Origin of the sequence: Ruegeria sp. MALMAid1280, from assembly GCF_049195285.1 — a bacterium.
GTDB lineage: Bacteria > Pseudomonadota > Alphaproteobacteria > Rhodobacterales > Rhodobacteraceae > Ruegeria.
This window is the reverse complement of sequence record NZ_JBMIRT010000036.1, coordinates 157,485-177,547: the sequence shown is the minus strand read 5'-3', so window position 1 is coordinate 177,547 and position 20,063 is coordinate 157,485. Positions and strand designations below refer to the sequence as shown.

Sequence of the window (20,063 nt, the reverse complement as noted above, 5' to 3'; positions counted from 1 at the left end):
GGACGTGACCGGCACCGTGACCCTGGCCGAAGGCACCGAGATGGTCATGCCTGGCGACAACGTGTCGTTCGGCGTTGAGCTGATCGCCCCGATCGCGATGGAAAACGGCCTGCGCTTCGCGATCCGCGAAGGCGGCCGCACCGTCGGCGCCGGCGTGGTGTCGAAAATCATCGAGTAAGGCGCGCTTGTCGCGCCTGGTTGCGGCAGGCGATTTTCCAAAGGAAAATCTGCCGGGAGCAACACGGTGAAGGACTAAAGAAGGGCGTCCCTCGGGGCGCCCTTTTTGCCTTCTATCAAAGCGCGTTTTTATGGCATCTGCCAAAAATGAAGCTACTGATTGACATCAGATTCTACAGTCACCTTTCAGGCAAAAAACACGAGAAGTATAATGACCACGACACCAGTAATCGAGCAGCACTCTGAAATCATACGAGCGATGCGCCCCTATCAAAGAAAAGCGGCTGATCTGATAATTGCTGACGTGGTTGCCGGACATTCACCCTGTAGTGTCCATGAAGCCCAGGCAAGATACCGGGATCAACTTGGTGAAGCGATTTGGATAGACAATGGGAAAGGCTGGGAAGGGGATATCAGGGATACCTCCATCTATTGCTTGATAAAGAACGGGTTTGCGAAAGCCAAAACGGTAAAGCTATGTAGGGAAACTGGCCTTTTGACAGAATGGTCCAGCGATAGAGACCGACTAACTGCTGCGGCAAAGCTAGAATATGAACATGGCGGAAATTTGCGTCAGACTCAATTACGCGAAAGAATGCTAGAAGATTGCAAAGTATTTGGGCAAGGCAAACAGGCAGTCTATCTTTACACCGACAATCTTTTAGAAGATTTGGGATTTAAGTGCACTAAAATTGGTCGCCACTTAAGTAATGAATTGGGCTCTGTTGCGGACAGAGTGTTGTCGCAATACGGCACCGGTAGCGCGGGTTACCCTGTCTTACGCTATATTGTCCGGACTAACGATTCCGTCGCTTTGGAAACCAGTCTCCACAGGTCCTTTAATAAGCTTAGGTTGAAAGGGGCGGTTGGAACAGAATGGTTTCGGGCCGATGTTGAAGAAGTGGTTGAGGAAGCGCGAAAACTGACGTCGTCATAGTGATCCCAGCGTCATAAGGTTTTTGATGGTTGGGTTAAGCGAAGAGTTCTTGAATGTCGACCTTCGCACATTCCCCCTTGCCAAACTCCGCCAACCCCACTAATACGCGCGGGTTCTCAACAAGAACGTCAAGGCGGGGTGATTCCCGCCTTTTGGGTTCGAAGAGGGTTGGCGATGCGCGTCTGTCCTCCTCTCAACCTCAACGCCTGATAAAAGGCTATTCATATGCAAAGCCAAAACATCCGTATTCGGCTGAAGGCATTTGACTATCGCGTTCTGGATGCCAGCACGCAAGAGATCGTCAACACTGCCAAGCGGACCGGCGCGAACGTGCGCGGCCCGATCCCGCTGCCGAACAAGATCGAGAAGTTCACGGTTCTCCGTGGCCCTCACGTTGACAAGAAATCCCGCGACCAGTTCGAGATCCGCACGCACAAGCGTCTGCTCGACATCGTTGATCCGACCCCCCAGACCGTTGACGCGCTGATGAAGCTCGACCTCGCTGCTGGTGTGGACGTCGAGATCAAGCTGCAGTCGTAAGATCGGAGGGTATTATTCATGCGCTCTGGTATTATCGCAAAAAAAGTCGGCATGACTCGCCTGTTCATGGAAGACGGCAAGCAGATCCCTGTGACCGTTCTTCATCTGGACAACCTGCAGGTTGTTGCACAGCGTACCGCTGACAAAGACGGCTACACCGCCGTTCAGCTGGGCGCCGGTGCTGCCAAGGCAAAACGCACCTCGAAGGCCATGCGCGGTCACTACGCCGCTGCCAAGGTTGAGCCCAAGCGTAAGCTGGCCGAGTTCCGCGTCTCCGAAGATGGCCTGATCGAAGTGGGCGCCGAGATTTCGGCAGAGCACTTCCTGGAAGGTCAGAAAGTTGACGTTTCGGGCACCTCGATCGGTAAAGGCTTTGCCGGTGCGATGAAGCGCCACAACTTCGGTGGTCTGCGCGCTTCGCACGGTGTTTCGATCAGCCACCGTTCGCACGGTTCGACCGGTCAGTGTCAGGACCCGGGCAAGGTTTTCAAAGGCAAGAAAATGGCCGGTCACATGGGTGCTGCCCGTGTCACCACCCAGAACCTGGAAGTCGTTAAAACCGACGCCGACCGTGGTCTGGTCTTCATCAAAGGCGCCGTTCCCGGACCGAAATCGGGCTGGGTTACCGTCAAGGACGCCGTCAAGAAGAAAGCACCGGAAGGCCTGCCTTTCCCGGCTGCTGTGAAATCGGCTGCAACCGAAGCACCTGCGGAAGAAGCACCCGCGGAAGGTGGTGAAGCATGAAACTTGATGTAATCAAACTGGACGGCGGCAAAGCCGGCGACATCGAGCTGAACGCCGATCTGTTCGGACTCGAGCCGCGCGCGGACATCCTGCACCGTGTGGTCCGTTGGCAGCGCAACAACGCGCAGGCCGGCACCCACAAGGTCAAGACCCGCTCGGAAACCAGCTACTCGACCAAGAAGATCTATCGCCAGAAGGGCACCGGTGGCGCACGCCATGGTGACCGTAACGCGCCGATCTTCCGCGGTGGTGGTATCTACAAAGGCCCCGTGGTGCGTTCGCATGGTCATGACCTGCCCAAGAAGTTCCGCAAGCTTGGCCTGCGCCACGCTCTGTCGGCAAAAGCCAAGGCAGGTGAACTGGTCGTAATCGAGAACGCCGAAGCCGAAGGCAAGACCGCCGCTCTGGCCAAACAGGTTGCAAACCTGGGCTGGAAACGTGCTCTGGTCATCGACGGCGCGACCGTGAACGAAGGGTTCCTGAAAGCGTCCAAGAACATCGAAGGTCTGGATATCCTGCCGTCGATGGGCGCAAACGTCTATGACATCCTCAAGCGTGACACTCTGGTGCTCACCAAAGCGGCTGTCGAAGCACTGGAGGCTCGTCTAAAATGAGCGCGAAGGCAGAACACTACGACGTGATCCGCAAGCCGATCATCACCGAAAAGTCGACCATGGCGTCCGAAAACGGCGCGGTTGTCTTCGAAGTGGCGATCGACAGCAACAAGCCGCAGATCAAAGAGGCCGTTGAGGCGCTGTTTGGTGTGAAGGTCAAAGCGGTGAACACCACCGTGACCAAAGGCAAGGTCAAACGGTTCCGCGGCCAACTGGGCCGTCGGAAAGACGTCAAAAAAGCATATGTGACCCTGGAAGAGGGTAACACCATCGACGTGTCCACCGGTCTCTGATCGAACCCGTCTTTGGCGCAAGATAAAGGCCCCCGCGAAAGCGGGGGTTTTTTTATTCAAAGGCCAAAGTTAACCAGCTGCGCGTTAAGGTGCCCGAAACTGATGCGCAAAGAAGCGATTGCAGTTGAGTTTGAGGTCTGACAGATTTCGCCCCAGTGCCGTTTAACCGTCTTGCGAAAGAAAAATACCAATGATCCCCAAATCATCTCAGCAGGCCCGGTCGGACTGCCGCCGCGATTTTTGGAACCAGTTCTACGAGAATTCTGCAGAGTCGTGGGAGTTGTCGCTACCATCGCAGTTTGCCGCGTTTGTGGCCAATGAAATTGATCGTAAGGCGCATGTTGTTGACATTGGGTGCGGCAACGCCCGTGACAGTTTTTTCTTTTCGCGGCACGGGTTCCTTGTGACCGGACTGGATGCATCAGAAGCTGCCGTTGCGTCGGCCAGAAAACACACAAAGACGCAGGGCGGGGACGGTCTTGAATTTGCCAGAACAAACCTCAAGGACGGGATGGTTCAACAGGTGCTGTCCAATCGGCGCGCGAAGGCAGTCTGTGTCTATGCGCGCTTCTTTTTGCACGCGATCACTGATGACGAAGAAGATGCCTTGATTGATGCCCTGCACGAGGGCTGCCAGCCGGGTGACATTGTCGCGTTCGAGTACCGGACATTGGCGGACCGCGACACAACAAAAGTAGCGCCACCGCATTTCCGGCGCTATCTGTGCGCGGCGGAGCTGGACGAAAAAATGAAGCAGTTTCAGTTCGCCAAACGATACGGTGTCGAAGGGGTCGGGTTCGCAAAATACAAGACAGAGGATGCGATCGTCGCCCGGGCAATCTATGAAAAAGACCTATGACCGAAACAGAAATCATCAAAAAGCTGGCGTCGCTTCGTGCTGTTGTGTTTGAACATGCAACGGCCCAGACCGCACTGCCGCGTCCGCGCAAAACCCGTCTGGATGTTCAGGCGTTGCAAGATCCTGTTAGGCGCTTGAACAACCCGGCATTGTTTGATGATTGGGAAGAAATCGATCTTCTGCTTTGTTGCTACCGGCGATTAAGGCCCGCGCGGACGCATGGCAGGCTCAAGCGGATGGAAAGGCGCTATGCGCGCAAGGGGCAGGAAGCGCGGTTTACGGCGTTTTTCGAATGTGTCAAACAGGCTCTTCACCCCGATTTCATCACGCCGCATGGCTATAACAGAACCTTCGGGGAAATGAATGCCGGCGATATTTTCCAGAAGCTCGAAGCTGAGTTGGCACCCGTCATCCAACTTGGCAAACCGATATTCCTGTATGCCGGTGCGTTGTTGGGCTACGTGCGCGATGGTCGGTTGATCGACCATGACGATGACGTGGATTTTGCGGTGCACCTGGGTGAGTCCACGCTTGAAGAAATACCCGAAAAATGGGCCATATACCAAAAAGCCCTGTTGAAACGCGGCTGTCTGGATGCCACGCCATCGACCCGAAGCTCTCCGATATTCAAGGTGAAAAACGGCCTGGGGATCGATATAGACCTGTTTCCGGCCTGGACTGAAAATGGCCGTTTCAGCGTCTACCCTTACTCTTTCAACGGCGTATCCGAGAGTTCGATCTTTCCGCTCAGGGCATTGAATGACGGGCAGATTATGCTGCCTCAGGACCCACCGGCCCTGCTGGCCCAGAGTTATGGGGAAAACTGGCGCATACCAGACCCGCTTTTTCACTTTGACTGGTCGGGCGCACGCCGCACGTTCGCGCCCCTGGTCCAACATGATTTCAGTATCAAGTGACTGTGCCCGCCAAGAGAATGTGCCGTACCCTATAGACACCCACCCCCAACACTGCTACATGCTCCCAATCTTGCGGCCTCGGATTCGTTCCGGGGCCTCTGATATTTGTAACCGGGGACCTTCGGGGCCCTATACCCTTGGCACCTACGGGGGCCTATCACATAGCAGGGAAACCCCCTGCACTTGCTAAACGGAAGACAGAAAGCATGGCACTCAAGTCGTACAAGCCGACGACGCCGGGCCAGCGCGGGCTGGTGCTGATCGACCGTTCGGAGCTTTGGAAAGGACGTCCGGTCAAGTCTCTCACAGAGGGTTTGACCAAATCGGGCGGCCGGAACAACACCGGACGGATCACTTCACGCCGCCGCGGCGGTGGCGCAAAGCGTCTCTACCGGATCGTTGACTTCAAACGGAATAAATTTGATGTCGCGGCAACCGTCGAACGGATCGAATATGACCCGAACCGGACCGCATTCATCGCACTGGTAAAATACGAAGACGGCGAACAGGCATACATCCTGGCTCCGCAGCGTCTGGCTGTTGGTGACAAAGTCATCGCGTCGGCGAAAGCTGACATCAAGCCGGGCAACGCAATGCCGTTCTCGGGCATGCCAATCGGTACCATCGTCCACAACATCGAGATGAAGCCTGGTAAAGGCGGTCAGATCGCACGTGCGGCCGGTACTTACGCTCAGTTCGTTGGTCGCGATGGCGGCTACGCTCAGATCCGTCTGAGCTCGGGCGAGCTTCGCATGGTCCGTCAGGAATGCATGGCCACCGTCGGTGCCGTGTCCAACCCCGACAACAGCAACCAAAACCTCGGTAAAGCCGGTCGTATGCGCCACAAAGGCGTGCGTCCGTCGGTTCGTGGTGTTGCAATGAACCCGATCGATCACCCACACGGTGGTGGTGAAGGTCGTACCTCGGGTGGCCGTACACCGGTTACGCCGTGGGGTAAGGACACCAAGGGTAAGCGTACCCGCAACAAGAACAAAGCGTCCCAGAAGCTGATCATCCGCTCGCGGCACGCCAAGAAGAAGGGACGTTAATCTATGTCTCGCTCTGTTTGGAAGGGTCCTTTCGTCGATGCTTACGTGCTGAAAAAAGCCGAAGCAGCGCGCGAGTCGGGCCGCAACGAAGTCATCAAAATCTGGTCGCGTCGTTCCACCATTCTGCCCCAGTTCGTGGGTCTGACCTTTGGTGTGTACAACGGCCAGAAGCATATCCCCGTAAACGTCTCGGAAGACATGATCGGTCAGAAGTTCGGTGAATACTCGCCAACTCGTACCTATTATGGCCACGCCGCTGACAAAAAAGCGAAGCGGAAGTAAGTCATGGGCAAGGAAAAGAACCCCCGCCGCGTGGCTGAAAACGAAGCAATGGCGAAAACGCGCATGCTTCGCACCAGCCCGCAGAAACTGAACCTGGTTGCGCAAATGATCCGCGGCAAGAAAGTTGAGAAGGCTCTGACCGACCTGACTTTCTCGAACAAGCGTGTCGCGCAGGACGTCAAGAAGTGCCTGCAGTCCGCAATCGCCAACGCCGAGAACAACCACAACCTGGACGTTGACGAACTGATCGTCGCCGAAGCATGGGTTGGCAAGAACCTGGTCATGAAGCGCGGTCGCCCGCGTGCCCGTGGCCGTTTTGGCAAGATCATGAAGCCGTTCTCGGAGATCACCATCAAGGTGCGTCAAGTTGAGGAGCAAGCCTAATGGGTCATAAAGTAAATCCGATCGGCATGCGCCTGCAGGTCAACCGCACCTGGGACAGCCGCTGGTACGCCGACACCAAGGACTACGGTGATCTTCTGCTGGAAGACCTCAAGATCCGTGAGTTCATCAACAAAGAGTGCAAGCAGGCCGGTGTTGCCCGTGTGATCATCGAACGTCCGCACAAGAAGTGCCGCGTTACGATCCACACCGCACGTCCCGGTGTCATCATCGGCAAGAAAGGTGCGGACATCGAAGTTCTGCGCAAAAAGCTTGCTCGTATGACCGACAGCGAACTGCACCTGAACATCGTCGAAGTGCGCAAGCCCGAGCTTGACGCGCAGCTGGTTGCCGAGTCCATCGCTCAGCAGCTGGAGCGCCGGGTTTCGTTCCGCCGCGCGATGAAGCGGTCGGTTCAGAACGCCATGCGCATGGGCGCCCTGGGTATCCGGGTGAACGTCGCTGGTCGTCTGGGTGGCGCCGAAATCGCACGGACCGAGTGGTACCGCGAAGGCCGCGTGCCTCTGCACACCCTGCGTGCCGACATCGATTACGCACATGCCGAAGCGATGACCCCCTACGGGATCATCGGGATCAAGGTCTGGATCTTCAAAGGTGAGATCATGGAGCACGATCCGCAGGCACGTGACCGTAAAGCACAGGAACTCCAGGACGGCCCTGCACCTCGTGGTGCTGGTGGCGGTCGTCGCTAAGGAGGGAAAGATATGCTTCAACCAAAGCGTACTAAATTCCGCAAGATGCACAAAGGCCGGATCAAGGGCGAAGCCAAGGGCGGCTCTGATCTGAACTTTGGCACCTACGGCCTGAAAGCTCTTGAGCCTGAGCGTGTAACCGCACGCCAGATCGAAGCTGCACGTCGTGCCATGACGCGTCACATGAAGCGTCAGGGCCGCGTCTGGATCCGCATCTTCCCCGACACTCCGGTCACGGCAAAGCCGATCGAAGTTCGTATGGGTAAAGGTAAGGGTTCGGTCGACCGCTGGGCATGCAAGGTCAAGCCCGGCCGCGTGATGTTCGAGATCGACGGCGTCAATGACGACATCGCCCGCGAGGCCCTGCGCCTGGCTGCGATGAAGCTGCCGATCAAGACCCGCGTCGTGGTTCGCGAAGACTGGTAAGCGATTGGGGCCGCGGCCTCGTTCGTGACAAGAAAGACCCCCGTCGGGACACCGGCGGGGGTTTTCTTGTTGGCGATCATTTGCTTTCGGGGACGCCGCCGCGTTAAGAGAACGGTTTGCCTAAGGTGTCCGCGTGCCTCTTTCGAGAAGCGACAGATTAGGGGTAAGCTCTCGCATCAGTTTTCGCTTCATTGCGTGATCGTAGTCATCATAGCTGTCAGTCACTTCCACAAAAGACAGTGGCCCGCGGATCACTTCGGACAGGTAGAAGACCACCGGATCAGGACGAGCTCCTGCGACCACCAAACCGTTTATGGTGATCCCCCGCGTGGCGATAGTGTTCGAGATCGGTCTGACCTCGGGCCCGGCATTTGAGATTCCGTCACCTGACACATCAATCACCTGACGACGACAGGGGTTTTCAAGCTGGTGAAACATCAGTTCGGCATGAAGCAGGGCCTCGGAAACGGACGTTTCAGCCATCCAGAAACCGCGATTGATCGTAATCAGATCTTCGACAAATTCGATGACGCTTAGCCGGTCGGACAGTCGACGCCAGGCTATCGGCTGGCGCTGCTGACCAGAGCCTCCCCATTGGGTTACAGTGACCTGCATCCCACCAGGCATCCAGGAAATCAGGTTGATGATTTCGTCATCCAGAAAAGCGTGGCCGATGCCGTTACGCATCAGAGCATACTCGAACTTGTCGACCGAGCGCGATACGTCAAGCGCAATGATCAGCGCAACTTCACAGGCACGTGGCCCCAGCGGCACGAGCCCGATAAAAAGTGATAGAACCATAGCTTTCACGGGGAATTACGCTAGCAGTGGCCACTGTGATCGGCAACTCAATTCATAGGGTCCGGTTTTGGACGCCAGCTTGGTGAAGAGGATATGGAATCCGATCACCCCAATAATTGACGAGGTCGAATGGTCACGGCCTTTACCGAGAAGGTCAAACAACCCATCGGGTTTGCCAAATTCGCGATCATGATCCGGACCCTGATAATCGCAATCGCCTATATCTGGTTGCGCGGCTTCTCCCGACACAAACCCGCCCCGCCGTTTTTCTTTGACCGGTGGCCTCGCCCTCTTGCCCCGGCTGGGCTATAGCCGGGGCATGGCACAGATTGAATCGCTCTTCGTAACCCGTCTTTACCGTGCAGCTTTGTCCGAGTTCGATCCCAAGATCGACCCGGAAGAGTTGGAAAGCTCCTGCCTTGTCATCGCCGAGGATGATGAGGCCGGGCAGGAGTGGTGTGAAGAGAACGGCTATCCCGGCTATACCAGCTATGCCTCGCTGACTGATCTGCCGTGGCGGTTTCCGATCTTCGCTGATCTTGTCACTGCGCTGGACCAGCATGTTGCGGCCTTTGCGAGGGATCTGGAGTTCGATCTGGGTGAGGGCGAGCTGAAGCTCGAGGACCTGTGGATCAACATCCTGCCCGAAGGCGGGATGCACTCCAGCCACCTGCACCCGCACAGCGTGATCTCGGGCACGACCTATGTGGCGATGCCCGAAGGGGCGAGCGCGTTGAAACTGGAAGACCCGCGTTCGGGCCGCATGATGGCCGCCCCGACGCGCCTCAAGGACGGACGGCGGGATTTGCAGCCGTTCATCTATATGAAGCCACAGGTAGGGGACGTGCTGCTTTGGGAAAGTTGGCTGCGCCACGAGGTGCCGATGAACATGGCTGAGGAAGAGCGGATTTCGGTAAGCTTCAACTACAAGTGGGAGTAAACCGTGTTCGCGCTATTTCCGGCCAAGGTCACGCAAGCATTTACGCTGTTCTTTGCGATAGCAGCCATGCCCGCACTTGCAAACTGTCCCACTCAAGGGGATGTTTCTAGTGGCATCTGGCTGAAGAATGGGGAAACGTGGCTGTTGCGAGAGCAAAGTCTTGTTGAGACGGGGATTGTCGTTGAGATGAAATCCCAGGACACCAGACGCATAGGTTTCGCTAACCACTACGCTCACCCTATGTTGTTTAGTGAGCTCTTCATGAGCTTCACTTCTTCCAAACGTGCATATGAGCAACCTGTCGCCCCTCTGGATGACCTAGAGAGCCTAAAAAAGTGGCAATCGGATTTTACTGTCACGGATGGTAGGAATGAACCTGAAATCGGCACTGTGTCGGTCGAGTTCCAGAAAAATCGCATAGAGCGGGTTGGAAGCTGCAAGTACAAAGTTTGGGAGGTTCTTGTCCGCGAGCATCTGGCGGGTACCGAAGACAGAGTTCAGAAAGTCTTGTACTCTCCAGAGCTCAAGATCGTTCTTAAGCGCTCTTTCGCAATGCATAATTCTGCTTTGGTGTGGGATAGGGGCTATGATGGTATACGAACCAATAGCGAGTAAGCCTACTGTTTTGCGCCGATCTGAAGCCCCCATCAAAGATAGAGAAAAGATCACACCAGGCAGGCTGCACTCTTCCAGAGCTTTCCTCTTGCCACCCACCCCCCAAACCCTTATACGGCGGCATCCTGCGATCTCCCGGCGTTGTCGGGCGATTCGTAAGTCTATCATTCATCCACCAGGTCCAAGGTGACCCTGTCAGGGGGCCTTCTGGTGTTTTGAGCAAAGGAAAAAGGCGATGAACGCCCAAGAACTGCGTGACAAGACCCCGGACCAGCTCCGCGAGGAACTGGCCAACCTGAAGAAAGAAAGCTTTAACCTGCGCTTTCAACAGGCAACCGGTCAGCTGGAAAACACTGCCGGCATCAAAGCGGCCCGCCGCAACGCTGCCCGCGTCAAAACCATTCTGAACCAAAAGGCCGCTGCCGCGGCATCCGAGGAGTAATCAGATGCCCAAGCGTATCCTGTCCGGCGTAGTAACCAGCGACGCCAATGAGCAAACCGTGACTGTTTCGGTTGAACGCCGTTTCAAGCACCCGCTGCTGCACAAAACCGTTCGTAAGTCCAAGAAATATCGGGCTCATGACGAAAAGAACGCCTTCAAGGTCGGCGACACCGTACGCATCATCGAATGCGCGCCGAAATCGAAGACGAAACGTTGGGAAGTTCTGGAAGCGTAAGCCTCCGGGATTTTCCCATTTGTCGAAACCCTGGGGGATCTAACCAGACCAGCCCCCACAGGTCGGGAGAAACCACATGATCCAGATGCAGACCAATCTGGATGTCGCTGACAACTCCGGCGCACGCCGAGTTCAGTGCATCAAGGTCCTGGGTGGTTCCAAGCGTAAATACGCCTCCGTCGGCGACATCATTGTCGTCTCGGTGAAGGAAGCCATCCCGCGCGGCCGCGTAAAGAAAGGTGACGTCCGTAAGGCCGTCGTCGTACGCACCGCCAAGGAAGTCCGCCGCGAAGACGGCACCGCGATCCGTTTCGATCGCAACGCTGCCGTCATCCTGAACAACAACAACGAGCCCGTAGGTACCCGTATCTTTGGCCCCGTTGTTCGCGAACTGCGCGGCAAGAACTTCATGAAAATCATCTCGCTGGCTCCGGAGGTGCTGTAATCATGGCTGCTAAACTCCGCAAAGGCGACAAGGTCGTCGTGCTGGCCGGCAAGGACAAGGGCAAAGAGGGCACTATCACCTCGGTTGACCCGAAGGCCGGCAAAGCTGTTGTCGACGGCATCAACATCGCCATCCGCCACACCCGCCAGACCCAGAACTCGCAAGGTGGTCGTCTGCCTCAGGCAAACCCGATCGAGCTGTCGAACCTGGCTCTGCTGGACAAGAACGGCAAAGCAACCCGCGTTGGCTTCCGCATGGAAGGCGACAAGAAGGTGCGTTTCGCCAAGACCACAGGGGACGTGATCGATGCTTGATTCCGCAACCTACACTCCGCGTCTGAAAGCTCAGTACGTTGAAACCATCCGTGCCGCTCTGAAAGAAGAGTTCGGCTACAAGAACGACATGCAGCTGCCCAAGCTGGAAAAAATCGTTCTGAACATCGGTTGTGGTGCTGAGGCCGTCAAGGACTCGAAGAAAGCGAAAGCTGCTGTCGAGGATCTGACCGCGATTGCTGGCCAACAGGCCGTTTCGACCAAGGCGAAGAAGTCGATCGCGGGTTTCCGCGTCCGTGAAGACATGCCGCTGGGCGCAAAAGTGACCCTGCGCGGTGACCGGATGTACGAATTCCTGGATCGTCTGATCACAATCGCGATGCCGCGTATTCGTGACTTCCGCGGTGTTAAGCCGTCTTTCGATGGTCAGGGCAACTTTGCCATGGGCATGAAAGAGCACATCGTGTTCCCGGAAATCGACTTCGACAAGGTCGACGAGGTCTGGGGCCTGGATATCGTAATTGCCACCACAGCGAAAACCGACGCTGAAGCAAAGGCACTGTTGAAAGCGTTCAACATGCCGTTCAACGCGTAAGCGCCGGGAGGATTGAGACATGGCTAAAAAAGCAATGATCGAACGCGAGAAGAAGCGCGAACGCCTGGTGGCCAAATATGCCGCAAAGCGTGCCGAGCTGAAAGAAATCGCAAACGACGAGAGCAAGCCGATGGAAGAGCGTTTCAAAGCGCGTCTGAAACTGGCGAAACTGCCGCGCAACAGCTCGGCTACCCGTTTGCACAACCGCTGTCAGCTGACCGGTCGTCCCCACGCTTACTACCGTAAGCTGAAGGTCAGCCGTATCGCGCTGCGCGAGCTGGGTTCTGCTGGTCAGATCCCCGGCATGGTGAAATCGAGCTGGTAAGGGAGACATAGATATGAACGATCCTATCGGCGATATGCTCACCCGTATCCGCAACGCGCAAATGCGCGGCAAGTCCACCGTCTCCACCCCGGCTTCCAAGCTGCGTGGTTGGGTTCTGGACGTGCTGGCGGACGAAGGTTACATCCGTGGCTACGAAGCGACGACCGGTGAAAACGGTCATCCGGCCATCGAAATCAGCCTGAAATACTACGAAGGCACCCCTGTTATTCGCGAACTGAAGCGGGTCTCGAAGCCCGGTCGTCGCGTATACATGGGCGTCAATGACATCCCGCAGGTCCGTCAGGGTCTGGGTGTGTCGATTGTCAGCACTCCGAAAGGTGTGATGTCGGACGCAAACGCTCGCTCCAACAATGTTGGCGGCGAAGTGCTCTGCACCGTCTTCTAAGGAGGTCTGCAATGTCTCGTATTGGTAAAAAACCGGTCGAGCTGCCCAGCGGCGTTTCCGCCTCTGTGTCGGGTCAGACCATCGAAGTCAAAGGTCCGAAAGGCACCCGCAGCTTCACCGCGACTGATGATGTAACGCTGTCGGTCGAAGACAACGTTGTGCAGATCAACCCTCGTGGGATGTCCAAGCGCGCGCGCCAGCAGTGGGGCATGAGCCGCACTATGGTTGCCAATCTGGTTGAAGGCGTCACCAACGGCTTCAAAAAAGAGCTGGAGATCCAGGGTGTTGGTTACCGGGCTCAGATGCAGGGCAACACCCTGAAGCTGAACCTGGGCTACAGCCACGATGTTGATTTCACCGCTCCGGAAGGTGTCACCATCACCGCACCGAAGCAGACCGAGATCGTTGTGGAAGGTATCGACCAGCAGCAGGTGGGCGAAGTCGCGGCCAAAATCCGCGAATGGCGCCGTCCCGAGCCGTACAAAGGCAAGGGCATCCGCTATAAGGGCGAGTTCATCTTCCGCAAGGAAGGCAAGAAGAAGTAAGGACGCAAACAATGGCAAACAGCAAAAGAACCCTGTTTCTGAAGCGCCGCCTGCGCGTTCGGAACAAACTTCGCAAAGTCAACGCGGGCCGTGTACGCCTGTCGGTTCACCGTTCGAACAAGAACATCAGCGTTCAGCTGATCGACGACGTTCGTGGCGTGACCCTGGCTGCAGCCTCGACCCTGGAAAAAGATCTGGGTGTTGTTGGCAAGAACAACGTCGAAGCGGCCACGAAAGTGGGCGCGGCCATCGCCGAGCGTGCCAAGAAGGCAGGCGTCGAAGAGGCCTATTTCGATCGTGGTGGCTTCCTGTTCCACGGCAAGGTGAAGGCAGTTGCCGACGCCGCGCGTGAAGGTGGTCTGAAGATCTAAGACCTGCGGGCAGCTTTGCGGCTGTCCCGATGATCCGGGGGCCTCGGCGACAGTCGGGGCTCACTTGGATTGAAGAAAACGGTGCCGAGAGCGCCATATGAGAAAAGGGATGCCAAATGGCAGAACGTGAAAACCGTCGGGGCCGTGGCCGCGACCGTGACGAAACACCGGAATTTGCAGATCGCCTGGTTGCAATCAACCGCGTGTCGAAAACCGTAAAAGGTGGTAAGCGCTTTGGCTTCGCCGCTCTGGTGGTTGTCGGCGATCAGAAAGGCCGCGTCGGCTTTGGCAAGGGTAAAGCGAAAGAAGTACCTGAGGCCATCCGTAAGGCGACCGAACAAGCCAAGCGTCAGATGATCCGCGTGCAGCTGCGCGAGGGCCGGACACTGCACCACGACATCGAGGGCCGTCACGGCGCCGGTAAAGTGGTAATGCGCACCGCACCTGAAGGTACTGGTATCATCGCCGGTGGCCCGATGCGTGCCGTGTTCGAAATGCTGGGCGTGAAGGACGTTGTGTCCAAGTCGCTGGGCTCGCAGAACCCGTACAACATGATCCGCGCCACCATCAACGGCCTGCAAAAAGAGCAGAGCCCGCGTTCGGTTGCCGCACGTCGTGGCAAAAAGGTTGCCGACATCCTGCCCAAGCGGGACGAAGCACCGGCTGCTGCTGAAGCAGAAGCATAAGGAGAGCGACCCATGGCAAAAACCATCGTCGTCAAGCAGATCGGTTCCCCGATCCGCCGCCCCGCCGAACAGCGCGCAACCCTGATCGGCCTGGGCCTGAACAAGATGCACAAGACCCGTGAGCTGGAGGACACTCCTTCGGTCCGCGGCATGATCAACAAGATCCCGCATCTGGTAGAGATCGTCGAAGAGCGCGGCTAAGCGCATCTTCCATTGAACCAATGAACGCCTCCGACAATTCGGGGGCGTTTTTTATTGCCATTTGAATAGGTCGGGGTACATTTGATCGTGTTTTTTTTGAATGGATGTTGAGTATGAAACTGTTTTTCGCTGCGCTTTGCGTATCTGCAATTGCTACGGCGGCCTATGCCGAATGCCCGGCCAAATCTCCGAAGTTTTCGAAAAGCTATTTTTCCGATGGCGATCAGAAAGTGAATGCGGCTTGGCTTCAAAAGAACCTTTCCGGGCGCAAGGTCGTATATCCCGGGAAAGAATTTGAGACCTACTTTGCCAACGGGTCCTATTCTTACACGGCTAATGGGCAGGCGTGGGAAGCGAGTTCCTACAGGTTCTACGACAACGGGGTGCGGTGCATCGGTTATGACCAGCCCCGATTTGATCTGTACGTCGTGAACAACGGCCAACTGGTCTTGGTGAACCAGCAAAAGCAACGCTACGTCGGAGAAATCCGGAAGTAGCTTGCAGATGCCCGAATAGCGTCAGCCTGTTTGGTGCAGCAGAATACACCCATGCATTATTTGCAAAGCGGCTAGACCGAAACTTCGGTTGTTAGCGCAATGTGCCCAGCCTATCTGAGCCCTGTCCCAAACAGGAACAGAACAAAGTCATCGGGGAATGCGCCCCGATCAGGAAAGGAATTCAGATATGGCTTACACATCAACAACCACGCATGGCGGCATCAACCTGATCGCACGCGTCGCAGAATTCGCCGCAAAGGTGAAAGAGGCCTATGCCCTGCGCGCCATGTACAACCGGACCTATTCGGAACTGCAGGGTCTGACCGACCGTGAGCTGAACGACATCGGCGTACGCCGTTGCGATATCAAGGATATCGCGCATGATCACGTTTACTGCGCCTAAGCGCATTCCCTGATGCAGTCAGCCCGAGGCGCCAATTGGCGCCTCTTTTGGTTTCAGGGTCCATCCCGCCACAGGCAGCATATATTTGGGCGACAAGCATTGCGACGGTGCCTCTATTGAGTCACATGCGGATTGGACGGCTGTTTGAAGTCGCGACAACTGTGTGGAAAGACGTATTTATGGCGCGCGAATATCAGATCGGAATGCTGTGGGTCGATGGACCGCTGAGCTTTCTCGAGCAGTTATGCATCAAGTCCTATCTTGATGCCGGGCAACATGTGCGACTTTACACCTATGGGACTGTAACAGGTATCCCCGAAGGCGTAGAGCAGCGCGATGCACGCGAGGTTCTGCCCGATTCCGAATTCATCACCCATGGCAGAACCGGAAGCCCCGCACCGCATTCGGACAAGTTCCGGTACCGGATGCTGGCGCAGGAGCCTGATTTGATCTGGGCGGATACGGATGCCTATTGCCTCAAGCCGTTTACAACCGAAAACGGCCATTATTACAGCTATCTCGAAGGCGGGGTGGCCATCGGCGTGCTTGCCCTGCCTCAGGACAGCGACACGTTGGGCAAGTTGATCGAATATACCAATGATCCGTACCTTATCCCGCCCTGGCTGCCCCCTCGGCGTCGCAAGCCGCTGGAAGAGGCGCTGGAGAACGGAGAGCCCGTGAACGTACCCGAAGCGCTTTGGGGCGTTTGGGGGCCGAACGCATTCACCTGGGCATTGAAGCAAACGGGCGAGATAAAATATGCGTTGCCAGAGCATGTGTTCTACCCGCTCAACTACACGCGCCGGCGGGCTTTGGCCCGGCCCGGGGCCGAAATCGACCATTTTTTCAAGGATGACACGGTTTCCATCCATCTTTATGGCAGACGGATGCGGGCGATCATGCGGGACAAATATGACGGTCAGCCCGATCCTGACAGCCTGATCGGCCGGCTGGTCGAAAAACACGGCATCGATCCGCTTGCCGCGCCTATTGCCAAACAGGTTGCGGATGAAGCCGAGGCACCGCAAGTCGACAGCTGATCCTGCACCGATCCACGGGCTTGCCAAGCGGGGGCAACGGGCCTATACGCCTCCGGTGGGTTTCCGCCCATGAGAATCAAAACCAAGAAATGCCGTGTTTGGCCCATCACGCTTCGGGGGTCACATCCGGCTTAGGAGAAGCGAAATGAAACTGAATGAACTGCGCGACAATCCCGGCGCCAACCCGAAACGCACCCGCGTTGGTCGTGGTCCCGGCTCGGGCAAAGGTAAAATGGGTGGCCGTGGTATCAAAGGCCAGAAATCCCGTTCGGGTGTGGCCATCAATGGCTATGAAGGCGGCCAGATGCCGCTGTACCAGCGCCTGCCCAAGCGTGGCTTCAACAAGCCGAACCGCAAGGCATTTGCCGTTATCAATCTGGGTCTGATCCAGAAATTCGTCGACGCCGGCAAACTGGACGCCAAGGTTGCGATTACCGAGGATGCACTGGTTGCATCCGGCCTGGTACGTCGCAAGCTGGACGGTATCCGCGTTCTGGCCAAAGGCGAGATCAGCGCCAAAGTGAACCTGGAAGTAACCGGTGCTTCGAAAGCTGCCGTTGAGGCAGTCGAAAAAGCGGGCGGTTCGCTGATGGTCACAAAAGCTGCTGCGGCAGAGTAAGCGCTTGTGAGCGGGCCAAGACCCGCTTACATAGACCTCAGAGTTTTCCAAGACGCCGCCCGAGCCGGAAAACGGTTCCGGGCGGTGTTTTCATAAGAGAGACCGATTTATGGTATCAGCAGCAGAACAAATGGCAGCCAACACAAGCTGGGCTGCTTTGGGCAAAGCCACCGATCTGCGCAACCGCATCCTGTTCACGCTGGGTTTGCTGATCGTCTATCGCCTGGGCACTTTCATTCCGGTGCCGGGGATCGACGGGCAGGCGCTGCGCGAGTTCATGGAGCAGGCGGGGCAGGGCATCGGCGGCATGGTTTCGATGTTCACCGGCGGGGCGCTGGGGCGGATGGGCATCTTTGCCCTTGGCATCATGCCCTACATCTCGGCCTCGATCATCGTGCAGCTGCTGACATCGATGGTTCCCGCGCTCGAACAGCTCAAGAAAGAGGGCGAGCAGGGACGCAAGAAGATCAACCAGTACACCCGTTTTGGCACCGTGGCGCTGGCCACCGTTCAGGCCTATGGTCTGGCCGTGTCGCTGGAATCGGGCGATCTGGCGACCGATCCGGGCATGTTCTTCCGCATGTCCACCATGATCACTCTGGTCGGTGGCACCATGTTCCTGATGTGGCTGGGCGAGCAGATCACCGCACGCGGCATCGGCAACGGTATTTCCCTGATCATCTTCGTCGGCATCATCGCCGAGGTTCCGGCTGCATTGGCGCAGTTCTTCGCCTCTGGCCGCTCGGGCGCGATCAGCCCCGCCGTGATCATCGGTGTGATCGTGATGGTGATCGCCGTGATTACCTTTGTGGTGTTCATGGAACGCGCGCTGCGTAAGATTCACATCCAATACCCGCGCCGTCAGGCCGGTATGAAAATCTATGAGGGTGGCTCCAGCCACCTGCCGGTCAAAGTGAACCCGGCGGGCGTGATTCCGGCGATCTTTGCCAGCTCGCTGTTGCTGCTGCCGGTGACGATCTCGACCTTCTCGTCGGGCGCCACCAGCGGACCGGTCATGTCGTGGTTGCTGGCCAACTTTGGTCCCGGCCAGCCTCTGTACCTGCTGTTCTTCGCGGCCATGATCGTGTTCTTCGCTTATTTCTACACGTTCAACGTGTCGTTCAAGCCGGACGATGTCGCGGACAACCTGAAAAAGCAGAACGGTTTTGTGCCGGGTATCCGTCCGGGCAAGAAAACAGCCGAGTATCTGGAATACGTTGTCAACCGCGTGCTGGTTCTGGGCTCGGCCTATCTGGCGGCTGTCTGTCTACTGCCTGAAATTCTGCGGAACCAGTTTGCCATCCCGTTCTATTTCGGCGGCACCTCGGTTCTGATTATCGTCTCTGTGACCATGGACACGATCCAACAGGTTCAGAGCCACCTGCTGGCGCATCAATACGAAGGGCTGATCGAAAAGTCCCAACTGCGCGGCAAGGGTAAGAAACGCGGCAGGAAGGGACCCGCTCGTCGATGAACATCATTCTTCTTGGCCCCCCGGGGGCGGGCAAAGGCACTCAGGCGCGTCACCTGGTCGAAACTCGGGGCATGGTCCAGCTGAGCACCGGCGACATGCTGCGCGAAGCCAAGACCAGCGGAACAGAGATGGGCCAGAAGGTTGCGGCGATCATGGATGCGGGCAAGCTGGTCACCGATGAGATCGTGATCGGCCTGATCGAAGAGAAACTGACCACCGAAACTGGCGCCGGATTCATCTTTGACGGTTTCCCACGTACGCTGGCACAGGCCGATGCGCTGGCGGCGCTGCTGACCAAGCTGGGCCAGTCGCTGCACACGGTGATCGAGATGCGTGTGGACGACGATGCGCTGGTGGACCGGATCACCGCGCGGTCAACCTGCGGTGGTTGTGGTGAGGTTTATAACGACATCACCAAGCCGATCCCGGCCGATGGAAAATGCACCAATTGCGGCAAGGAAAATGACTTCCAGCGTCGCGCGGATGACAACGAAGACAGCCTGCGCACACGCCTGATGGAATACTACAAAAAGACCTCGCCACTGATTGGGTATTACTATGCCAAAGGCGATCTGCGCCCGGTCAATGGTCTGGCCGAGATCAAGGAAGTCACCGCCTCGATCGAGGCGATTCTGGGCTGACTTCAGGTTGGGGCTTGACGGCCCCACCAAAACCCCATATCGACCCCCATCCCCTTGGGGAATCAAGACCGCAGGCGGGATTCGTCCCAACTGCCCCGACCACCTCGAATAATGCTGAACCCTCTGGCGACACTGCCACGGTAAAGCGTTGTGAAAAAAGGTTCTGGAGTTACGGAACCGCAACGAAAAGGAAAGTGACACGTGGCACGTATTGCCGGCGTAAACATCCCGACTGCAAAGCGGGTACCTATCGCCCTCACATATATCACCGGTATCGGTAACACCTCGGCTAAAGCGATCTGCGAAGCCGTGGGCATTGAAGCGACCCGTCGCGTCAACGAACTGTCGGATGCCGAAGTTCTGAAAATTCGCGAATTTATCGACGAAAACTTCACCGTTGAAGGTGACCTGCGTCGTGAAGTTCAGATGAACGTCAAGCGCCTGATGGACCTGGGCTGCTACCGCGGTCTGCGTCACCGCCGCAACCTGCCGGTTCGCGGTCAGCGTACCCACACCAACGCTCGTACCCGCAAAGGCCCCGCAAAGGCCATCGCTGGTAAGAAGAAATAAGGGAGGGT

The 20,063-nt window shown here is 56.8% G+C and carries 33 protein-coding genes and 1 pseudogene; 33 read left to right on the top strand and 1 reads right to left on the bottom strand.

Going from position 1 to position 20,063, the window contains the following annotated elements; genetic code table 11:
* The 13 genes and pseudogenes from tuf to rplP form a co-directional block, all read left to right on the top strand.
* Positions 1 to 178, top strand: a pseudogene (gene tuf, locus ACOQFT_RS03825) (elongation factor Tu); the annotation flags it as partial.
* 210 nt (positions 179 to 388) lie between these two features.
* On the top strand, positions 389 to 1,114 hold the full coding sequence (locus tag ACOQFT_RS03820) for a GIY-YIG nuclease family protein (RefSeq protein ID WP_421596712.1): 726 nt from the start codon (positions 389 to 391) through the stop codon (positions 1,112 to 1,114).
* A 225-nt stretch (positions 1,115 to 1,339) separates the two neighbouring features.
* The gene (rpsJ, locus tag ACOQFT_RS03815; protein WP_008756422.1) at positions 1,340 to 1,654 is read left to right on the top strand and encodes a 30S ribosomal protein S10; all 315 of its coding nucleotides are present in this window, start codon (positions 1,340 to 1,342) and stop codon (positions 1,652 to 1,654) included.
* An 18-nt stretch (positions 1,655 to 1,672) separates the two neighbouring features.
* Positions 1,673 to 2,398, top strand: coding sequence for a 50S ribosomal protein L3 (rplC, locus tag ACOQFT_RS03810; protein ID WP_170351686.1), 726 nt, complete (start codon positions 1,673 to 1,675; stop codon positions 2,396 to 2,398).
* Complete coding sequence (rplD, locus tag ACOQFT_RS03805; RefSeq protein ID WP_008756644.1) at positions 2,395 to 3,012, top strand: 50S ribosomal protein L4; 618 nt, start codon at positions 2,395 to 2,397, stop codon at positions 3,010 to 3,012. The genes rplC and rplD overlap by 4 nt, the downstream gene beginning before the upstream one ends.
* Entirely contained in the window at positions 3,009 to 3,305 is a 297-nt protein-coding gene (locus tag ACOQFT_RS03800) for a 50S ribosomal protein L23 (RefSeq protein WP_008757532.1), read from the top strand. Before rplD ends, ACOQFT_RS03800 begins: the two co-directional genes overlap by 4 nt.
* Before the next feature lie 190 nt (positions 3,306 to 3,495).
* The gene (locus ACOQFT_RS03795; protein WP_421596711.1) at positions 3,496 to 4,164 is read left to right on the top strand and encodes a class I SAM-dependent methyltransferase; all 669 of its coding nucleotides are present in this window, start codon (positions 3,496 to 3,498) and stop codon (positions 4,162 to 4,164) included.
* Complete coding sequence (locus ACOQFT_RS03790) at positions 4,161 to 5,081, top strand: hypothetical protein (RefSeq protein ID WP_421596710.1); 921 nt, start codon at positions 4,161 to 4,163, stop codon at positions 5,079 to 5,081. Before ACOQFT_RS03795 ends, ACOQFT_RS03790 begins: the two co-directional genes overlap by 4 nt.
* Before the next feature lie 206 nt (positions 5,082 to 5,287).
* Positions 5,288 to 6,130: a 50S ribosomal protein L2 gene (rplB, locus tag ACOQFT_RS03785; RefSeq protein ID WP_170356688.1), complete on the top strand. Its 843-nt coding sequence runs from the start codon at positions 5,288 to 5,290 to the stop codon at positions 6,128 to 6,130.
* 3 nt (positions 6,131 to 6,133) lie between these two features.
* The gene (rpsS, locus tag ACOQFT_RS03780) at positions 6,134 to 6,412 is read left to right on the top strand and encodes a 30S ribosomal protein S19 (protein ID WP_005980699.1); all 279 of its coding nucleotides are present in this window, start codon (positions 6,134 to 6,136) and stop codon (positions 6,410 to 6,412) included.
* A 3-nt stretch (positions 6,413 to 6,415) separates the two neighbouring features.
* Positions 6,416 to 6,796: a 50S ribosomal protein L22 gene (gene rplV / locus ACOQFT_RS03775; RefSeq protein ID WP_039538267.1), complete on the top strand. Its 381-nt coding sequence runs from the start codon at positions 6,416 to 6,418 to the stop codon at positions 6,794 to 6,796.
* Entirely contained in the window at positions 6,796 to 7,506 is a 711-nt protein-coding gene (rpsC, locus tag ACOQFT_RS03770) for a 30S ribosomal protein S3 (RefSeq protein ID WP_008758042.1), read from the top strand. Before rplV ends, rpsC begins: the two co-directional genes overlap by 1 nt.
* A gap of 12 nt (positions 7,507 to 7,518) precedes the next feature.
* The gene (gene rplP, locus ACOQFT_RS03765) at positions 7,519 to 7,932 is read left to right on the top strand and encodes a 50S ribosomal protein L16 (RefSeq protein WP_085823145.1); all 414 of its coding nucleotides are present in this window, start codon (positions 7,519 to 7,521) and stop codon (positions 7,930 to 7,932) included.
* A gap of 120 nt (positions 7,933 to 8,052) precedes the next feature.
* Here the strand turns inward: rplP and ACOQFT_RS03760 are convergent, their stop codons facing one another.
* Positions 8,053 to 8,733 (bottom strand): DUF1194 domain-containing protein, encoded by a 681-nt coding sequence (locus ACOQFT_RS03760; protein ID WP_421596709.1) that lies wholly within the window; start codon positions 8,731 to 8,733, stop codon positions 8,053 to 8,055.
* A gap of 319 nt (positions 8,734 to 9,052) precedes the next feature.
* On the opposite strand from ACOQFT_RS03760, the gene ACOQFT_RS03755 reads away from it, so the two are divergent.
* The 20 genes from ACOQFT_RS03755 to rpsM all read left to right on the top strand — a co-directional run bounded on the left by ACOQFT_RS03755 (position 9,053) and on the right by rpsM (position 20,055).
* A complete protein-coding gene (locus ACOQFT_RS03755; RefSeq protein WP_421596708.1) occupies positions 9,053 to 9,673 on the top strand; it encodes a 2OG-Fe(II) oxygenase family protein in 621 nt (206 codons plus the stop codon).
* Positions 9,674 to 9,676: 3 nt separating this feature from the next.
* Positions 9,677 to 10,288 carry a hypothetical protein gene (locus ACOQFT_RS03750; protein ID WP_421596707.1) on the top strand — a complete coding sequence of 204 codons (612 nt, stop codon included), beginning with the start codon at positions 9,677 to 9,679 and terminating at the stop codon, positions 10,286 to 10,288.
* A 235-nt stretch (positions 10,289 to 10,523) separates the two neighbouring features.
* Positions 10,524 to 10,730: a 50S ribosomal protein L29 gene (gene rpmC / locus ACOQFT_RS03745; RefSeq protein ID WP_039538276.1), complete on the top strand. Its 207-nt coding sequence runs from the start codon at positions 10,524 to 10,526 to the stop codon at positions 10,728 to 10,730.
* Positions 10,731 to 10,734: 4 nt separating this feature from the next.
* Positions 10,735 to 10,965, top strand: a complete 231-nt coding sequence (gene rpsQ, locus ACOQFT_RS03740) for a 30S ribosomal protein S17 (protein ID WP_152459158.1) — start codon at positions 10,735 to 10,737, stop codon at positions 10,963 to 10,965.
* Between the two features lie 76 nt (positions 10,966 to 11,041).
* Complete coding sequence (rplN, locus tag ACOQFT_RS03735) at positions 11,042 to 11,410, top strand: 50S ribosomal protein L14 (protein ID WP_008757934.1); 369 nt, start codon at positions 11,042 to 11,044, stop codon at positions 11,408 to 11,410.
* A gap of 2 nt (positions 11,411 to 11,412) precedes the next feature.
* Positions 11,413 to 11,724, top strand: coding sequence for a 50S ribosomal protein L24 (rplX, locus tag ACOQFT_RS03730; RefSeq protein ID WP_170440482.1), 312 nt, complete (start codon positions 11,413 to 11,415; stop codon positions 11,722 to 11,724).
* Positions 11,717 to 12,277: a 50S ribosomal protein L5 gene (gene rplE / locus ACOQFT_RS03725; RefSeq protein WP_421596706.1), complete on the top strand. Its 561-nt coding sequence runs from the start codon at positions 11,717 to 11,719 to the stop codon at positions 12,275 to 12,277. The genes rplX and rplE overlap by 8 nt, the downstream gene beginning before the upstream one ends.
* Before the next feature lie 19 nt (positions 12,278 to 12,296).
* Positions 12,297 to 12,602: a 30S ribosomal protein S14 gene (gene rpsN / locus ACOQFT_RS03720; protein WP_010437098.1), complete on the top strand. Its 306-nt coding sequence runs from the start codon at positions 12,297 to 12,299 to the stop codon at positions 12,600 to 12,602.
* A 13-nt stretch (positions 12,603 to 12,615) separates the two neighbouring features.
* Positions 12,616 to 13,008: a 30S ribosomal protein S8 gene (gene rpsH, locus ACOQFT_RS03715; RefSeq protein ID WP_010437099.1), complete on the top strand. Its 393-nt coding sequence runs from the start codon at positions 12,616 to 12,618 to the stop codon at positions 13,006 to 13,008.
* A gap of 11 nt (positions 13,009 to 13,019) precedes the next feature.
* Entirely contained in the window at positions 13,020 to 13,553 is a 534-nt protein-coding gene (gene rplF, locus ACOQFT_RS03710) for a 50S ribosomal protein L6 (RefSeq protein ID WP_010437101.1), read from the top strand.
* Positions 13,554 to 13,564: 11 nt separating this feature from the next.
* The gene (rplR, locus tag ACOQFT_RS03705) at positions 13,565 to 13,924 is read left to right on the top strand and encodes a 50S ribosomal protein L18 (protein WP_170356678.1); all 360 of its coding nucleotides are present in this window, start codon (positions 13,565 to 13,567) and stop codon (positions 13,922 to 13,924) included.
* Positions 13,925 to 14,040: 116 nt separating this feature from the next.
* Positions 14,041 to 14,610 carry a 30S ribosomal protein S5 gene (rpsE, locus tag ACOQFT_RS03700; RefSeq protein WP_421596705.1) on the top strand — a complete coding sequence of 190 codons (570 nt, stop codon included), beginning with the start codon at positions 14,041 to 14,043 and terminating at the stop codon, positions 14,608 to 14,610.
* Positions 14,611 to 14,622: 12 nt separating this feature from the next.
* Positions 14,623 to 14,811, top strand: coding sequence for a 50S ribosomal protein L30 (gene rpmD, locus ACOQFT_RS03695; RefSeq protein ID WP_005621828.1), 189 nt, complete (start codon positions 14,623 to 14,625; stop codon positions 14,809 to 14,811).
* Positions 14,812 to 14,924: 113 nt separating this feature from the next.
* Entirely contained in the window at positions 14,925 to 15,308 is a 384-nt protein-coding gene (locus ACOQFT_RS03690) for a hypothetical protein (protein ID WP_421596704.1), read from the top strand.
* A 187-nt stretch (positions 15,309 to 15,495) separates the two neighbouring features.
* A complete protein-coding gene (locus tag ACOQFT_RS03685) occupies positions 15,496 to 15,711 on the top strand; it encodes a DUF1127 domain-containing protein (RefSeq protein ID WP_421596703.1) in 216 nt (71 codons plus the stop codon).
* A 179-nt stretch (positions 15,712 to 15,890) separates the two neighbouring features.
* Positions 15,891 to 16,751: a hypothetical protein gene (locus ACOQFT_RS03680; protein WP_421596702.1), complete on the top strand. Its 861-nt coding sequence runs from the start codon at positions 15,891 to 15,893 to the stop codon at positions 16,749 to 16,751.
* Between the two features lie 145 nt (positions 16,752 to 16,896).
* Complete coding sequence (rplO, locus tag ACOQFT_RS03675; protein ID WP_421596701.1) at positions 16,897 to 17,370, top strand: 50S ribosomal protein L15; 474 nt, start codon at positions 16,897 to 16,899, stop codon at positions 17,368 to 17,370.
* Between the two features lie 109 nt (positions 17,371 to 17,479).
* Positions 17,480 to 18,844, top strand: coding sequence for a preprotein translocase subunit SecY (secY, locus tag ACOQFT_RS03670; protein ID WP_421596700.1), 1,365 nt, complete (start codon positions 17,480 to 17,482; stop codon positions 18,842 to 18,844).
* Positions 18,841 to 19,485, top strand: a complete 645-nt coding sequence (locus ACOQFT_RS03665; RefSeq protein WP_421596699.1) for an adenylate kinase — start codon at positions 18,841 to 18,843, stop codon at positions 19,483 to 19,485. The genes secY and ACOQFT_RS03665 overlap by 4 nt, the downstream gene beginning before the upstream one ends.
* A gap of 201 nt (positions 19,486 to 19,686) precedes the next feature.
* The gene (rpsM, locus tag ACOQFT_RS03660; protein WP_170377641.1) at positions 19,687 to 20,055 is read left to right on the top strand and encodes a 30S ribosomal protein S13; all 369 of its coding nucleotides are present in this window, start codon (positions 19,687 to 19,689) and stop codon (positions 20,053 to 20,055) included.
* Positions 20,056 to 20,063: the final 8 nt, after the last annotated feature.

Coding starts and splice junctions, on each gene's coding strand:
- rplN (WP_008757934.1), top strand. CDS start 11,042: ATGATCCAGATGCAGACCAATCTGGATGTCGCTGACAACTCCGGCGCA.
- ACOQFT_RS03820 (WP_421596712.1), top strand. CDS start 389: ATGACCACGACACCAGTAATCGAGCAGCACTCTGAAATCATACGAGCG.
- ACOQFT_RS03665 (WP_421596699.1), top strand. CDS start 18,841: ATGAACATCATTCTTCTTGGCCCCCCGGGGGCGGGCAAAGGCACTCAG.
- ACOQFT_RS03685 (WP_421596703.1), top strand. CDS start 15,496: ATGGCTTACACATCAACAACCACGCATGGCGGCATCAACCTGATCGCA.
- ACOQFT_RS03760 (WP_421596709.1), bottom strand. CDS start 8,733: ATGGTTCTATCACTTTTTATCGGGCTCGTGCCGCTGGGGCCACGTGCC.
- rplE (WP_421596706.1), top strand. CDS start 11,717: ATGCTTGATTCCGCAACCTACACTCCGCGTCTGAAAGCTCAGTACGTT.
- rpmD (WP_005621828.1), top strand. CDS start 14,623: ATGGCAAAAACCATCGTCGTCAAGCAGATCGGTTCCCCGATCCGCCGC.
- rpmC (WP_039538276.1), top strand. CDS start 10,524: ATGAACGCCCAAGAACTGCGTGACAAGACCCCGGACCAGCTCCGCGAG.
- rplV (WP_039538267.1), top strand. CDS start 6,416: ATGGGCAAGGAAAAGAACCCCCGCCGCGTGGCTGAAAACGAAGCAATG.
- rplF (WP_010437101.1), top strand. CDS start 13,020: ATGTCTCGTATTGGTAAAAAACCGGTCGAGCTGCCCAGCGGCGTTTCC.
- rplC (WP_170351686.1), top strand. CDS start 1,673: ATGCGCTCTGGTATTATCGCAAAAAAAGTCGGCATGACTCGCCTGTTC.
- rplO (WP_421596701.1), top strand. CDS start 16,897: ATGAAACTGAATGAACTGCGCGACAATCCCGGCGCCAACCCGAAACGC.
- ACOQFT_RS03795 (WP_421596711.1), top strand. CDS start 3,496: ATGATCCCCAAATCATCTCAGCAGGCCCGGTCGGACTGCCGCCGCGAT.
- rpsE (WP_421596705.1), top strand. CDS start 14,041: ATGGCAGAACGTGAAAACCGTCGGGGCCGTGGCCGCGACCGTGACGAA.
- rpsC (WP_008758042.1), top strand. CDS start 6,796: ATGGGTCATAAAGTAAATCCGATCGGCATGCGCCTGCAGGTCAACCGC.
- rpsQ (WP_152459158.1), top strand. CDS start 10,735: ATGCCCAAGCGTATCCTGTCCGGCGTAGTAACCAGCGACGCCAATGAG.
- ACOQFT_RS03800 (WP_008757532.1), top strand. CDS start 3,009: ATGAGCGCGAAGGCAGAACACTACGACGTGATCCGCAAGCCGATCATC.
- ACOQFT_RS03755 (WP_421596708.1), top strand. CDS start 9,053: ATGGCACAGATTGAATCGCTCTTCGTAACCCGTCTTTACCGTGCAGCT.
- rpsH (WP_010437099.1), top strand. CDS start 12,616: ATGAACGATCCTATCGGCGATATGCTCACCCGTATCCGCAACGCGCAA.
- rplB (WP_170356688.1), top strand. CDS start 5,288: ATGGCACTCAAGTCGTACAAGCCGACGACGCCGGGCCAGCGCGGGCTG.
- secY (WP_421596700.1), top strand. CDS start 17,480: ATGGTATCAGCAGCAGAACAAATGGCAGCCAACACAAGCTGGGCTGCT.
- rpsJ (WP_008756422.1), top strand. CDS start 1,340: ATGCAAAGCCAAAACATCCGTATTCGGCTGAAGGCATTTGACTATCGC.
- ACOQFT_RS03680 (WP_421596702.1), top strand. CDS start 15,891: ATGGCGCGCGAATATCAGATCGGAATGCTGTGGGTCGATGGACCGCTG.
- rpsS (WP_005980699.1), top strand. CDS start 6,134: ATGTCTCGCTCTGTTTGGAAGGGTCCTTTCGTCGATGCTTACGTGCTG.
- rplR (WP_170356678.1), top strand. CDS start 13,565: ATGGCAAACAGCAAAAGAACCCTGTTTCTGAAGCGCCGCCTGCGCGTT.
- rplX (WP_170440482.1), top strand. CDS start 11,413: ATGGCTGCTAAACTCCGCAAAGGCGACAAGGTCGTCGTGCTGGCCGGC.
- ACOQFT_RS03690 (WP_421596704.1), top strand. CDS start 14,925: ATGAAACTGTTTTTCGCTGCGCTTTGCGTATCTGCAATTGCTACGGCG.
- rpsN (WP_010437098.1), top strand. CDS start 12,297: ATGGCTAAAAAAGCAATGATCGAACGCGAGAAGAAGCGCGAACGCCTG.
- rplD (WP_008756644.1), top strand. CDS start 2,395: ATGAAACTTGATGTAATCAAACTGGACGGCGGCAAAGCCGGCGACATC.
- ACOQFT_RS03790 (WP_421596710.1), top strand. CDS start 4,161: ATGACCGAAACAGAAATCATCAAAAAGCTGGCGTCGCTTCGTGCTGTT.
- rplP (WP_085823145.1), top strand. CDS start 7,519: ATGCTTCAACCAAAGCGTACTAAATTCCGCAAGATGCACAAAGGCCGG.